Annotated in this window: 10 protein-coding genes; 5 read left to right on the top strand and 5 right to left on the bottom strand. The window is 61.3% G+C overall.

What is annotated here, in order from left to right:
• Positions 1-30: 30 nt before the first annotated feature.
• Genes KBX17_RS09350 through KBX17_RS09340 form a run of 3 tightly spaced genes read left to right on the top strand, consistent with a single transcriptional unit; the run spans position 31 to position 2,780 of the window.
• Positions 31-1,392 carry a Na/Pi symporter gene (locus tag KBX17_RS09350; RefSeq protein WP_005288195.1) on the top strand — a complete coding sequence of 454 codons (1,362 nt, stop codon included), beginning with the start codon at positions 31-33 and terminating at the stop codon, positions 1,390-1,392.
• Between the two features lie 10 nt (positions 1,393-1,402).
• Positions 1,403-1,780, top strand: coding sequence for a hypothetical protein (locus KBX17_RS09345; protein ID WP_005288192.1), 378 nt, complete (start codon positions 1,403-1,405; stop codon positions 1,778-1,780).
• Positions 1,773-2,780: a substrate-binding domain-containing protein gene (locus KBX17_RS09340; RefSeq protein WP_256019557.1), complete on the top strand. Its 1,008-nt coding sequence runs from the start codon at positions 1,773-1,775 to the stop codon at positions 2,778-2,780. Before KBX17_RS09345 ends, KBX17_RS09340 begins: the two co-directional genes overlap by 8 nt.
• Before the next feature lie 129 nt (positions 2,781-2,909).
• On the opposite strand, the gene KBX17_RS09335 is transcribed toward KBX17_RS09340, so the two are convergent.
• Both KBX17_RS09335 and KBX17_RS09330 read right to left on the bottom strand, forming a co-directional pair.
• Positions 2,910-3,857 carry a hypothetical protein gene (locus tag KBX17_RS09335; protein ID WP_256019556.1) on the bottom strand — a complete coding sequence of 316 codons (948 nt, stop codon included), beginning with the start codon at positions 3,855-3,857 and terminating at the stop codon, positions 2,910-2,912.
• Between the two features lie 99 nt (positions 3,858-3,956).
• On the bottom strand, positions 3,957-5,273 hold the full coding sequence (locus tag KBX17_RS09330; RefSeq protein ID WP_050748780.1) for a hypothetical protein: 1,317 nt from the start codon (positions 5,271-5,273) through the stop codon (positions 3,957-3,959).
• A 154-nt stretch (positions 5,274-5,427) separates the two neighbouring features.
• On the opposite strand from KBX17_RS09330, the gene KBX17_RS09325 reads away from it, so the two are divergent.
• Entirely contained in the window at positions 5,428-6,069 is a 642-nt protein-coding gene (locus KBX17_RS09325; RefSeq protein ID WP_198002214.1) for a DUF1707 domain-containing protein, read from the top strand.
• A gap of 32 nt (positions 6,070-6,101) precedes the next feature.
• Positions 6,102-7,370 (top strand): pyridoxal phosphate-dependent aminotransferase, encoded by a 1,269-nt coding sequence (locus KBX17_RS09320; RefSeq protein ID WP_005288176.1) that lies wholly within the window; start codon positions 6,102-6,104, stop codon positions 7,368-7,370.
• A 60-nt stretch (positions 7,371-7,430) separates the two neighbouring features.
• Here the strand turns inward: KBX17_RS09320 and KBX17_RS09315 are convergent, their stop codons facing one another.
• The 3 genes from KBX17_RS09315 to KBX17_RS09305 form a co-directional block, all read right to left on the bottom strand.
• The gene (locus KBX17_RS09315) at positions 7,431-10,871 is read right to left on the bottom strand and encodes a hypothetical protein (protein ID WP_256019554.1); all 3,441 of its coding nucleotides are present in this window, start codon (positions 10,869-10,871) and stop codon (positions 7,431-7,433) included.
• 114 nt (positions 10,872-10,985) lie between these two features.
• On the bottom strand, positions 10,986-12,323 hold the full coding sequence (locus tag KBX17_RS09310) for a UDP-glucose/GDP-mannose dehydrogenase family protein (RefSeq protein ID WP_040424122.1): 1,338 nt from the start codon (positions 12,321-12,323) through the stop codon (positions 10,986-10,988).
• Positions 12,324-12,412: 89 nt separating this feature from the next.
• On the bottom strand, positions 12,413-13,081 hold the full coding sequence (locus KBX17_RS09305; protein ID WP_005288164.1) for a hypothetical protein: 669 nt from the start codon (positions 13,079-13,081) through the stop codon (positions 12,413-12,415).
• Positions 13,082-13,335 lie beyond the last annotated feature (254 nt).

Below are 13,335 nucleotides of genomic sequence, written 5' to 3'. Positions count from 1 at the left end.
ATATTCGCCCCTAATTAGAAGTGAGCGCTAATGAGTAAAAAGGGACTCCCCCGCGATCCAGCTGGTGAGCACGATCTGCCCGACGAGGCAGACGTGCGCGTCATCGACCGGAACGTGAAAGATTCTGAGCCGGTCGATGTCGACGGCAAGAACACCACGACCACTGATTCCTCCGATACCGACTCCTCCGATATCGATGACGACATCGAAGACAAGGCCGAGGAAAACGACCCGCTCGGTTTCCTCCCGTTTGAAGGCACCGCAAAGCAGGTAGCTAACTGGGTCGCCGTCTTCCTCGGCATCTGGCTGCTCCTCAACGGCGTCGGCATGATCGGTGACGGCTTCAAGATGGTCGCCGGCGACCAGGCTAAAGAGCTGTTCTCCTTCGCTGAGAACCCGTTCGTGGGTCTGGCCATCGGTATCGTCTCCACGGCGATCATCCAGTCTTCCTCTACCACCACTTCCATCGTGGTGGGCATGATCGCCGGTGGTCTGCCGCTGAACATCGCCATCCCGATGCTCTTCGGTGCCAACATGGGTACCTCGGTCACCTCGACCCTGGTCGCCCTGGGTCTGGCCGGTAACAAGAAGCAGTTCAAGAACGGTTTCTCCATGGCGACCGTGCACGACTTCTTCAACCTGATCGCCATCGGCGTCTTCTTCCCGCTGGAGATCCTCACCGGATTCTTAGGCAAGACCGCAACTGCCATCGCACCGTCGTTGGCCGGTGGCGGCGACAGCATCATCTCGAAGGGCTTCGAGGCCTTCGGTGACTTCATTGACATGATCACAGAGCCGCTCGTTGAGCTGGTCAGCAGCCTCGTCGAGCCACTCGGTGACATGTGGGGCGGCATTATTCTCGCCCTGATCGGTGTCGCTCTGATTCTGGTGTCCATCCAGTTCATCGGTAAGGTCCTCAACGCTCTGCTGGTGGGCAAGGCCCAGGACATCCTCTACGCCGCACTGGGTAAGAACGCCTTCATCGGTGCGCTCTCTGGTGCGCTAATCACCGCGCTGGTTCAGTCCTCCTCCACCACCACCGCCCTGACGGTTCCGCTGGCAGCGTCTGGCAAGTTCGAAGTGCGCACCCTGTTCCCGTTCGTGGTCGGTGCGAACATCGGTACGACCTTCACCGGCCTCATCGCTGCGTTCTCCGCATCCGGTGCAGAAGCAGAGGCAGCAATGTCCGGTGCGCTGGTGCACATGCTGTTCAACCTCTTCTCCGCGATTCTCATCTTGAGTATCCCGTTCCTGCGCAACATCCCCCCGCGCTGCTCGGACTGGCTCGCTGGCCTGGCCGAGAAGAACAAGCTCTACGTCTTCATCTACATCGGTGGCGTGTTCTTCGCTATCCCGCTGCTAGCCGTCTTCATTTCCAACACTTTGATGTAAGGAGTCTTCAATGACTAACCCGAACGAGACCCCCGACCTGTCCCCGATGGCTCAGGAGCTCATCCAGAACGAGGCTCCGGATGAGGCACTGCAAGCCCTGCTCGAGGAGCTCGAAGAGACCGCAGAAGAGCTGCGCGTCGAGCTCAACGCCCGCGGCCGCAACGCGGACCGTCTAGCCGCTGACCAGGAGGGTGAGGCTGCTGCTGCAACCGGAGAGGGCACCCGCAAGCACAAGAAGATCAACCCGAACGTCACGCCTGAACAGCAGGCTGAGCTCGACGAGAACTTCGCCAAGTACTGGAGCAACTCCCAGGGTTCCTGGAAGAACCTCTTCCGCCTGCTGCGCGAGTTCCGTGCTGAGATGCAGGAGGGCAAGACCAATGGCTAAAGCCCGCAAGTCCATCACCGCAGCCATCCTGGCGGGCATGACCGTCCTCGCAGTCGGCTGCTCCTCTGACAGCGGCTCGAACGGCAGCTCCGGCAACAGCAACTCTGGCGGCGACAACGGCAGCGAGACCAACGCTGCCGCTGGGGGCCCGATCAAGACCACCGGTTCCGCCACCATCGAGCCGATCACCTCCTACATGGCGAACCGCTACGACTTCGATGTCGACGTAGAGGCCATTGGTTCGACCGACGGTTTCGAGAAGTTCTGCAACGGCGAAGCTGACATCAACGACGCCTCCACGCCTATCCCGGGTGACGGCGCAGAGGTCGACTTCCAGAAGCAGTGCGCCGACAACGACGTCGAGTACATTGAGCTGCCGATCGGTCTGGACGCCATCACCATCGTCAAACACCGCGACAACGACTTCGCGACCGACCTGACCGTCGAGCAGCTGCACGACATTTGGTCGAAGGAGTCCGAGGTGTCCAAGTGGTCCGACATCGACCCGTCCTGGCCGGACGAGGAGATCAAGCTCTACGGCCGCCCGGAGGGTTCCGGTACCCTCGGCGTGTTCGAGGACCTGGTCCTGGACGGTGACGAGATCCGCGACGACTACGAGTCCACCGACGACATCGATGAGCTGACCCAGTGGGTTGCTGATGACCCGAACGCTCTGTCCTTCATGGGCATCGGTAACTACCTCTCCGCTGAGGAAGATGCCCAGCGCATGATCGACAACGTGAAGGTCGGCGGTGTCGAACCGACCGCTGAGGAAACGAAGGACGGCAACTACCCGCTGTCCCGTCCGCTGTTCATCTACGTGAGCAAGAAGTCGGCCGAGCGCGAGGACGTGGACAAGTTCGTCACCACCTACCTCGAGCACGCTGAGGCTGTCATGCCACGCGTGTACTTCTACCAGCTCCCGGAAGAGGACTACGAGAACGCCCAGAAGCGCTACGCTGACCGCAAGACCGGTGCAGACGAGCGCTGGCAAGCATAAACCCGGACTAGCTGGCAAGCAGCCCGGCCCGGCCGCAACTAAGAGGGTTTGACTCCGATTCTGAATCGGGGGTCAGACCCTCTTAGTCATTCTCTTCACAGTCGAAGCAGTTGGGAGCTGCAGTTTCTGTTACCAGCCGGGTGTGCCCGGACCCTGGTACGGCGGCTGCTGGTACGGCGGCTGCTGGTACGGCTGGCCCGGGTAGGGCTGGCTAGGATACGGCTGGCTCGGGTAAGGCGCCGGATACGGGGAATCAGGGTATGCAGACGGGTACGGGTGGGCCGGATAAGCCGGGTAGGAACCAGCCGGGTACATGGGATCGCCGTAGGGCGGCTGCATCCCGCGCGCGACGCCGTACGTGGGGACGTAAGGATAGTCGGAGCGGATCAGCTGGTAAATGCGGGCAAATGCCAAAGACTCGGCCGGGTAGGTGACAAACAGCGAGAGGTTGAGCGTGAACAAGGAAAGCATCGAGTTGATGATGCGCAGCAGAGTGATCGACCCCAGAACCGTCCAGTAGCACCCTTTGAGGTCCTTGAAGACCCGGCCAAAGGCCTCGAATGGGTTCGCTGCCCTATCGATGACGTACACCGGCACCAGAACGACCACCGGGTACACCAGGAACGCGAGCACTACAGCAGCAATACCGAGGAGAACGGTGAAGGCCGGGTGGACGTCGAAAAGCAGGGCCGCTCCGACGATAGGCAGACCGACAACGATCACCCCGAAACAGGCGGTCAGGAAGTACGCCACCACTGCCCCGATGATCGGCAAACCAGTGAATGCGTTGGACCAGCGGGCTCCTTCGCCGGCGACATCGCGGAGAGCAACGCGGGTGCGTGCGACCTGCCACCACAACCAGATGAAGCCGAGAACAGCGACGAAAACGAGCGCCTTAATGAGGTCTTCGTTGGTCACGATCTCCTCGTCGGAGAGAACCCCCGTGACCCCACCCATGATCAACGTGGCGATGACAATAGCCGTGAAGATGAGGTTGATCCCGGCGTAGACGAGAAAATTGTCGAATACCCGCTTGAACCCGAACCCGATCGGCTCGGTGACTGTCACCGTGGTCATCTTGGCTCCTTCATACCTGCTGCTAAGAGATGAAAAGCGTGCCGCCCAGCACCATTGTTAGATGCAGGCGGCACGCTGAGGGTTACACCCGGGTGAGCTTTAGTACATGCTCATGTAGCCGTTGGGGGACTCAGGGTGCTGCGGGCCAGCCTGGTTGGGCTGGTCGCGGTGTGCGCTGATCCAGCGGTAGATGAAGACGTAGGCGAGGGCCTGGAGCGCTGGAAGAGCGAACATGCCGAACCCGATCGTTACGATTGCGAATGCACTGCAAGCGATGCTGATGAGGAAGAGTGAAACCACGATCAGCAGGAAATGGGGCTTAGCATCCTGCCACGCCATCTTGAAGGCACCGACGGCGTTGGTGCGGCCGTCGTACACGTAGAACGGCGCCAGGTTGAGAACTGGAGCAGCGGCGATCATTGCTGCGATCATGAGCAGGAAGACGATGATGCCCAGCGCGACGTGTACCTCAGATAAGAAGATCATGAGCAGCGCGAAGACTACATAGATCACAAACACAGCCAATCCGAGAAGGACGTGGACCAAGATGACCTGGCCCCATCGGATGTTCTTGAACAGGTTGCCCCAGCTCGGTTCTTCACCGCGGCTGTCGCGCAATGCAGTGTTGTACAGCACGATGTACATCACGAACATGATGGCTATCATGACCAGGTACCCGGCGATGATCCCGAAGGGATGCTCCTCCGCCAGGTTGTAGTTCGGGCTGCCAGCATTGGGGTCGTTGGTCGCCGCCGCGATCACCGGAACAATGATGAGGAGCAGCGCAACGATCGAGGCGATCATCATCAGCACCGTGAAGCCGATGTATACGTGCCAGTTCTTGCTGAACAGGCGCTTGAACGCGAACGGAATAGACTCGACGATCGGCAGCGAGCCGCCGGTGGGCTGCAGCGGGCGGCCCGACTCGGAAGCGTTCGGGTCATTCTCCGGGTGCTGGAAACCCGGCCCCGGAGCATAGGCCTGACCGTAGGAGTTCTGTCCGTAACCGTCCTGACCCGGTGTCTGCCCGTAGGCGCCGTAGCCGGAGCCAGACTGGTCGTAGCCCGAGCCGGACTGACCGTAGCCGTTCTGGCCAGACTGACCGTAGGTGGAGTCACCGTAGCCGGAGTTCGAGGTGGAACCGAACTGGTCGGAGCCGGACTGACCGTAAGCGCTGGAGCCACCCTGGCCATAGGAGCCCTCTCCGTAGGCGCTAGAGCCGCCCTGGCCATAGCTGCTCTGGCCATAGGAGCTGGAGCCGGACTGGCCGTAGCCTCCCTGCCCGTAGGAGGTGGAACCGGTCGAGTCAGCGGGGTTCTGGTTGTTGGAATTGCTGCTGTTGTTTCCGTAGCCGCCGCCGAAAGGATTGTTGTCCTGACCGCCGAACGGGTTATTTGGATCATTGGGGTTGGTCATAAGGGCTATCATATTGTGTTGGCGAAAATATGCGAGTTCAAGCGAAGCATTGTTCAGCCATTATTCAGATTGCACCAAGGGGGTAGACAGCGCTTAACGTGCCCCGTTGCATGAACACGCCGCCGCGAGATGAACCGGGTTTAAGATGGATGGCGTGAGTAATCAGCCGTACCCTAAGCCCCCGGCCCGCGACCTTCGCCTGTCTGACGCGGAGCGTGCGGACGCGTTGGCCCAGCTGACCTACGCGTACGGCGAGGGCCGCTTGGATCCGGAGGAGTACGACAAGCGGTGCGATGCCGCTACCCAGGCCGCCACCCACCGTGACCTGGAACCGCTGTTCCGGGACCTCCCCACGCAGCAGCAGTCTCAGGAGATAGAGGCATACCAGCAGTACCAGCCGGCGCACGGCCAGGAACTCGACGTCTATACCCGCCACGAGATTGCGACTGCCCGCAAGAGTGGCCAGAACATCCGCCTCGGCATGTTCGGCCTGGGCACGCTGCTGTCGCTCAGCGGCGGCATCGTGCTGGCGGAAACTGTCGCACCGTTATGGGCGATGATGCCAGTCTTCATTGTTCCGACGCTGTTCATCCTCCTCTACATCATGAAGGTCGGCCCGGATAGCTGGTACACCCCAAGTCCGGCACAGCTTGAGCGCAAGCGACTCAGGGATATGAGGACGGCCCGCCGGCTGGAGGAGGAACGTCGTAAAGCTTTGCGTGCAGCGCAGCGCGACCAGCTCACTGGCGACGTGATGGGCTACGCGCAAGACACGATTAACCGCTTCAAGCGGTGAAAACCGCGGCGAATTCTCAATAGAATGGCCCCATGAGCGACGACACCAATGAGAACCCCCAGCGCAAGCCTTTGAAGAAACACCGCCATTTTGATCAGGCGGACAAGCTCAAGAACGTGGCCTATGACCTGCGTGGACCGGTCGCGGCGACGGCGGAGGAAATGGAGCGCGACGGCCACAACATCCTCAAGCTGAACACGGGCAACCCCGGCATCTTCGGTTTCGATGCTCCCGATGTGATCATGCGCGACATCATCGCCAACTTGCCGCACTCGCAGGCGTACTCGACGTCGAAGGGCATTATTCCGGCGCGGCGAGCCGTCGTCACGCGCTACGAGGAGATCGACGGTTTCCCAGAATTCGATATTGACGACGTGTACTTGGGCAACGGGGTCAGCGAGCTGATCAACATGGTCACGCAGGCATTGCTTAACGACGGAGACGAGGTCCTCATCCCGTCTCCCGATTACCCGCTGTGGACAGCGGCGACGTCGTTAAGCGGCGGCACTCCCGTGCACTACATCTGCGACGAGGAAGACGACTGGAACCCCTCGCTCGAGGACATTCGCTCCAAGGTGAACGACCGCACCAAGGCGATCGTGGTGATCAACCCGAACAACCCCACGGGTGCTGTGTACTCGCGCGAGATCCTCGAGGGCATCGCGGATATCGCCCGCGAGCACGAGCTCATGGTGCTTGCCGACGAGATCTACGACCGCGTCCTGTACGACGGCGCCAAGCACATTTCCATGGCGGAGGTCGCCCCTGACCTGCTCACCTGCACCTTCAATGGCCTGTCGAAGGCGTACCGGGTGTGCGGTTACCGCGCCGGCTGGATGATGATTACCGGCCCGAAGCGCCGCGCCACCGGATTCGTCGAGGGCCTGGATCTGCTCGCCGGCACGCGCCTGTGCTCCAACGTGCCAGGCCAGCACGCGATCCAGGTCGCGCTCGGCGGCCGGCAGTCCATTTTCAGTCTCACCGGTGAAGGCGGCCGACTCAAGGAACAGCGCGACATCACCATCAAGAAGCTGCGGGAAATCCCCGGCGTCTCTGTCGTCGAACCGAAGGGTGCGCTCTACGCCTTCCCGAAGATCGACACCGAGATGTACCACATCTACGACGACGAACGCTTCATGCTCGACCTGCTCAAGAGCGAAAAGATCCTCATGGTCGGCGGCTCCGGCTTCAACTACCCCAAACCGGACCACTTCCGCGTGGTCACGCTGCCGTGGGCGTCCCAGCTGGAGAACGCCATAGAACGGCTGGGCAACTTCCTCAGCGACTACCACCAGCACTAAGGAGCGTGGGGGCTAGGGGGCACCGATAAGCGACAACGTTTATTGCCCGCCCCCTGACCTTTATTGGCGCGTGAGACTCTTCTTGATCTGCTCCGGGTACAAGGTGATCGTCGGCATACCCAGCAAACCAAGGCCCGCAGCCAGCAGACCGAACGGCAGCAACCACAGTAGAGCATCGCGCGAGTTCCCCGACGGTTTCGGCTCAGTCGGCTTGTTCGGCGTGCCCGTATTGCTCGGCTCTTCCGGCTCCTCCGTTTTCGGGTAGGAAGCCTGGATAGTGAACTTGTGCTCAGAACCGTCTTTACGCTTGTAGGCGAGTTCAGCCCGGGAGATCCTACCGCCGAAGTTCGGATTCGGGAAGAAAGTGATCTCACCCGTAGCGCTGTCAATAATCCAGCGACCCTGGCCCGGAACTTTCATTTCACGCATGTCCGGGGTGATCTCCGGCTGGAGGTCGACACCGCCAACACCGGTGAACTTCAGGGAGCCTGTTTCCATCTCCGGCACGTCCACCTGCACAGAGAACGGGTTGTCCGTCGGTGCAGTGACCTTGATAACGGAATCGCTGATCTCGAGGCTGTTGCCGTCCAAGGTCGTAGTGATCGGAGCCGGCGTCAGCGTGGTAGTGACGGGATCCGGAGTCGCCGTTGCCGGTTCAGGCGTGACCGTGACGGTGGGAGAAACACGCGGCGTCACAGTCACGGTGACCGGGTTCGGGGTCACCGTCACCGGCGGCACTGCCACAGTGACGGGCGTGCCGCTGACCGTCGTGACCACGTCCGGCACCGTCGCGGTGATGGCCTCCGGAGTGGCAGTGACCGCCGTCGGTTCACCCGTGACGTTCACCGTTGTGGTGATCGGGGCAGGCGTCACCGTGACCGGGCTGGGCGAAATGGTCTCCGTCATCGGCGCGGGGAACTGCGTAATCGTTGCCTGCGGCGGGGTCGTCGTGACCGTGACCTGGTACGTCGACTTCGACGTCACGGTCGTGGTGACGGTCTTTTCAACCGTTGTCGGAACACCGCCCACGGTGGTGGGGACCGCAGTAGTCACAGTGGTCGGAACTTCGGTGGTGACCGTCTCCGTCACCGGCGGCAACGTCGTCGTGTTCGTCGCCGTAGTCTGGCCCGTCACCGACACCTGGTAGGTGGTGGATTCCTTCGCGCCGGTCTTCGTCATTGCTTCCACAGTGACGGTACCGGGGGTTCCGCGGTAGTTGTCGGCAGGCTCGAACGTGACCACGCCGGTGGTCGGGACGATAGTGTAGGTGCCCTCGTTCCTCGTCAGAACGTTGTCCGCAGCATCCGCAAGCGAGTACGCGATAGTCCAGTCGCTCGGGAAGGACGGGAACATCTCCTTGCCCGACTTCGACTTCTGCGGCTGCTTTGCATCGCCAGTGCTTGTCGACGGCGACGTCTTCACAGCCTTGTACTCACCCAGCACCGTGCCCGGCTCCGAGCGCACACCCTCAGCGTTGGCCACGGTGTAATCGACCGGGTCCGGGGTGCCGTAGAAACCGTCGACAGGCGTGAACGTGAAAACGCCCTCACGGTCAACGGACCAGGCACCCTGGTTGGGGATAGTCTTCGTTTTGCCGCTGCTGTCCGCGTCAGCACCGTCGATCTGAACGGAGCCCGGGACCATACCCCTGCCGTACTTCGGAGCCGCAGTGAGCTTCTCCCCCACCTCGCCGGTGGCGGACACAGGCCGCAGGATCATGTTCGTCGTTGACACAATCGGCCGGTAGTGACCGTCCGCAGGGCGGGGCTGGCCATTCGCAGTCTTCAGATTCGTGATGCGCACGCCGACAGCCGGAGCAGCGCCCGTGAAGGACGGTTCCGGAGTGAATGTGACCTCACCGGTGTTCTTGTTGATGCTGTACCGGCCGACATTCGCAATCTGCAGCGAAGTATCTTGCGTGACCAGCTCACCATCAGGGGTGACCAGGCCGTACGTGAACTCGCCGTACCACGACCTCGGGTAACCCGGGAACATCTTCTGGGCGGTCAGGCCCCAGTCGCCCTTACCGTTGTCCGTGGACTTCTGAGCTTTGCCCTGCTCCTCGATCGTCGTCGCCAGCGTTCCGTCCTGCACGTCGTACCGCACGGAAAGGGTAGCCCTGCCCGCGGGAACACCGTGCTCGTTCTTCGCGGTGTACTGGATCGGCGTGGGGTTGCCCACGAAACCGAGCTCAGGGGTGAAGGTCACCGAGCCGTTGCGGTTGACCTTCCACGTGCCCTCGCCGTCGACCGTCAGCTCGCGCCCGGCGTCCTGACCAGTGGCATTGATCAAGGCCACTGAGGATTTATCGATCGCCGCCTGCCCGCTGGACTGCGCGAAATCAGGATTCAGCGTGACGTCGCGTCCGGCCAGTTCATTCGCTTCCGCGTTGTTCAGGCCGACCGTCGGCTTGACGACGTTCGGCGTGTAAAGGGTGGTGACCTCCGCATACGAAGCATTATTCGGGTTGATTGTGTGCGCCGGCCGAGTCTGCCCGTACGCCATGACGCGGCGGTTCTTCCCGATCGTATTCGTGGTCATGTTGCTGACGACGACGCGCACCGGTGCCGCCGACTTCTGCGTGATGTTCGCATCCTTGACCTCGGCATCCGAGAAGAAGATCGGGCTCGGCGTGAAGGAGACCTCACCAGTGTCCGGATTGATCGAGTACTTACCTTCGCTGGTGTTCAGCTCGGTGGTGACGTGGCCGAGGTAATTGGTGGCAGCGTCAGTCTTGTAGTCGAGAGCGCCGTCGACCTTGCCTGCGACTGCGTCCTGCCTATCCACCTGGAAGGCGTACTTCGGTGTGAACCCGGACCAGCCCATGCCGTCCTTCACACCGTTGAAGCCAGCAGATGCCTGGGCAGTCTGCGTGGCACCGAAGGCGCCCGTGGATGTCAGATCCGTCGTGCCTTTGCCCGGCAGGTCAACGGTGGCGTAGTGGTACTCCTTTTTGAGCTTCGATTTAAAGGGATCGATCTGGATCGGCAGCGGCGGGGCGTAACCGATGTACCCCGGAGCGGGAGTCCAGTTGACGGAGAACACTTCATTGAATTCGGAGGTGTATGACCACTCGCCCAGCGGAGTTGCAAGCCTGTTGGAACCCTTGAACGGCACCGGGCGATCGAGACCAGAGAAGACGTTCTTGTAGTCCGTCTTATCTTGCTTGCTCCAGATGGTCAGCGGTACTGAGCTACCCCAGTTGCCGTACTTGCCTGTCTTAGCCTTTTCCTTCGAAATTGCATCGAGGCTTAAAAACATTCCGCTGAACTGATTTTCATTCTTTACCGCACCCCACGGCACGTTTTGCGGAGCTTGGTCGTTGTAATGCTGGCCGTTTACGGTCTGGGGTTCCGCCGAAGCAGCAGGAAGCGCGCCCCAATCGGGGGCAACTACCCGGACAGTGGACAATCCAATAATGGCGACCGTGGCGGCACTGACGGCGCGCTTGGTAACGGAAATGCGCAGGCCAGAGGGCTGCACAGAGCTAAGGGGGGTCATTGGGAGGATTCGCCTAACGTTTCTGTACTGATTAACCAACGAAAGACTACCTGCAACACAGAATGTTGTAAACAATCCTGAATAAAAATGCTTCCCCCCTCGAACGGACCTCCGTTAGAGGGTGCGGCCGAGCGCCCAGAGCTGCCAGCCTACGGCCTGCCAGGCGTCGACGGGGAGGACGTTGCGCCCGTCGATAAGCCGCTTTTCCGCAACGAGCTCACCGGCGTGAGCTGGGTCGAGCTCCTTGAAGTCCTGCCATTCGGTGGCGAGGATGACCAGCTCAGCGCCGGTGAGGGCATCATCAAGCGACGCGGCGTAATCGAGCGTCGGGAAGACCTTGCGCGCGTTGTCCATGGCCTGCGGGTCGTAGACGCGCACGGCGGCACCGGAGAGATTGAGCTGGCCGGCGACGGCAAGGGCCGGCGAGTCGCGGACATCGTCGGAGTTCGGCTTGAACGCCGCGCCGAGGACCGTGATCCGCTTGCCGATCAGTGAGCCGAGAATCTCCCGCGACAGATCGATCACGCGCTCGCGGCGGCGCATATTGATCGCGTCGACCTCGCGCAGGAACGTCAGTGCCTGATCGGCGCCGACCTCCCCGGCGCGAGCCATGAAGGCGCGAATGTCCTTCGGCAGGCAGCCGCCGCCGAAGCCCAGGCCGGCACCGAGGAACTTACGGCCAATGCGGTCGTCGTGACCAATGGCGTCGGCAAGCTGCGTGACATCCGCGCCGACATTCTCGCAGACCTCTGACACGGCGTTGATGAAGCTGATCTTCGTGGCCAGGAACGCGTTCGCTGAGACTTTCACCAGCTCAGCGGTCTGCAGATCCGTGACGATGAACGGGGTGTCGTTGTTCAGCGGCTCCGCGTACACCTCGCGGGCGACAGCTTCTGCCGTCGATGTTCCTTCGTTTTGGGTGTTCACACCCAAAACGATGCGGTCCGGGGTGATCGTGTCCTGCACGGCGTAGCCCTCACGGAGGAACTCCGGGTTCCACGCGATCTCCACGCTGGCGCCCTTGCCCGCCTGCTCGGCGAGCCTGTCCGCACGCTCCTGCAGTGCCGCCGCCGTGCCGACGGGAACGGTCGACTTGCCCAGGATCACGTGGTCACCCTCAAGGTGCGGCACGAGACTATCGACGGCAGCCTCCACATAGGTCGTATCCGCCGCATAGGACCCGCGCTGCTGCGGAGTGCCCACTCCGATGAAGTGGACGTTGGCGAACTGAGCGGCTTCTTCGTAGTCCGTGGTAAAGCTCAGACGCCCATTGGAAATGTTGCGCTCCAGCACCTCCGGAAGCCCCGGCTCGAAGAACGGCACCCTGCCATTCTTCAGAGCGTCGATCTTCGCCTGGTCAACATCAATCCCCAGCACCTCGTGCCCCAGCTCCGCCATGCAGGCGGCGTGAGTTGCTCCGAGGTAACCAGTGCCAATAACAGTCATGCGCATGGGGGCCATTATGCCCACTCAGCACGCATGTAAAAGGCTTTCACGGTTAAGCCTTGTCTAATAAGTAATGAACAAAGCGACCCAGAGGCTTAGTTGACGCTTTCGTCCTCGTTCTCGTACGAGCGCGGCTCCTGACGCTGTGCCGGCTCAATGCCGTCGTTCCAGGATGCGTTCTCGTTGTAGCCCTCCGCCTTATCGACGGTACGGACAGCCGGGTTCGTACCGTCCTCGTTCACCGTGTCCGGGTGGGTGAAGTCCTTCTCTTCGCCGTTGTCGCGGGTCTCGCTGTTGTTGTCGCGGCGGCGCTCCTGGCACTGCTGGCACGCGCAGTCGCCGTGGTCCGGAACACCACCCTCATTGCGGTGCGCGCCCTCATTGCGGTGCGCGCCCTGCTCACCGGCGTGGCCATGGCAGTGGCACTCACCGGGAGGGCAGTCGCAGGTCTTGTGGTGGCCGCAAGTGCAGCCTTCACCGTGGTTACCGCAGGTGCAGCCCTGGCCATCCGCGTGAACGTCCTTCACGCCCAGGTCAACCGGCTCGGACTTGACCACGCGGCCGTCGTCAAGCGTGCGCTCGTCGCGCAGGTGCGTGTCCACGCTGCCGTCGCGCCGCACACCGTGCTCCTCAGTGGAGGTGTCACGTGCAGAGTCGTGCAGGTCCTCGTTGCGGCGATCAGTGTCGGCGTAGCTACGGTCCGGTGCGTTATCTGCGTTGTCAATGTCACCGGTGCGGTTCTCGGAATCGAATGGGCTGGTCATGATGTCACTCCTAAATGTTGGTTCATCCGGTTTCCCCTAGCGAAAATGTTTTTCGTTGGTGAAAACCTCTTGAAAACCACGGTAGTGACAGATTGACCTCCGCGCTGTGACGGAGGCCCGCTGTGACCAAATTGTGAGGTTATGCGAACCCCTAGGCGCCAAAGGGTTAAGGGTCAAAAGGGGATGCGGACGGAATCTTGGAGGATTCCATCATGAACCGCTCATACACCAAGGAGCAGCGACGCAGAGCTCTG

The sequence above is a fragment of the Corynebacterium sp. CCUG 65737 genome, from assembly GCF_024454115.1.
Classification (GTDB): Bacteria; Actinomycetota; Actinomycetes; order Mycobacteriales; family Mycobacteriaceae; genus Corynebacterium; species Corynebacterium genitalium.
The sequence above is the reverse complement of the archived record's forward strand: the minus strand, read 5'-3'. Positions and strand labels throughout refer to the sequence as shown.

Bases quoted from the DNA above. Each gene is read 5' to 3' on its own strand.
- KBX17_RS09350 (WP_005288195.1), top strand. From the start codon at position 31: ATGAGTAAAAAGGGACTCCCCCGCGATCCAGCTGGTGAGCACGATCTG.
- KBX17_RS09345 (WP_005288192.1), top strand. From the start codon at position 1,403: ATGACTAACCCGAACGAGACCCCCGACCTGTCCCCGATGGCTCAGGAG.
- KBX17_RS09340 (WP_256019557.1), top strand. From the start codon at position 1,773: ATGGCTAAAGCCCGCAAGTCCATCACCGCAGCCATCCTGGCGGGCATG.
- KBX17_RS09335 (WP_256019556.1), bottom strand. From the start codon at position 3,857: ATGACCACGGTGACAGTCACCGAGCCGATCGGGTTCGGGTTCAAGCGG.
- KBX17_RS09330 (WP_050748780.1), bottom strand. From the start codon at position 5,273: ATGACCAACCCCAATGATCCAAATAACCCGTTCGGCGGTCAGGACAAC.
- KBX17_RS09320 (WP_005288176.1), top strand. From the start codon at position 6,102: ATGAGCGACGACACCAATGAGAACCCCCAGCGCAAGCCTTTGAAGAAA.
- KBX17_RS09315 (WP_256019554.1), bottom strand. From the start codon at position 10,871: ATGACCCCCCTTAGCTCTGTGCAGCCCTCTGGCCTGCGCATTTCCGTT.
- KBX17_RS09310 (WP_040424122.1), bottom strand. From the start codon at position 12,323: ATGCGCATGACTGTTATTGGCACTGGTTACCTCGGAGCAACTCACGCC.
- KBX17_RS09305 (WP_005288164.1), bottom strand. From the start codon at position 13,081: ATGACCAGCCCATTCGATTCCGAGAACCGCACCGGTGACATTGACAAC.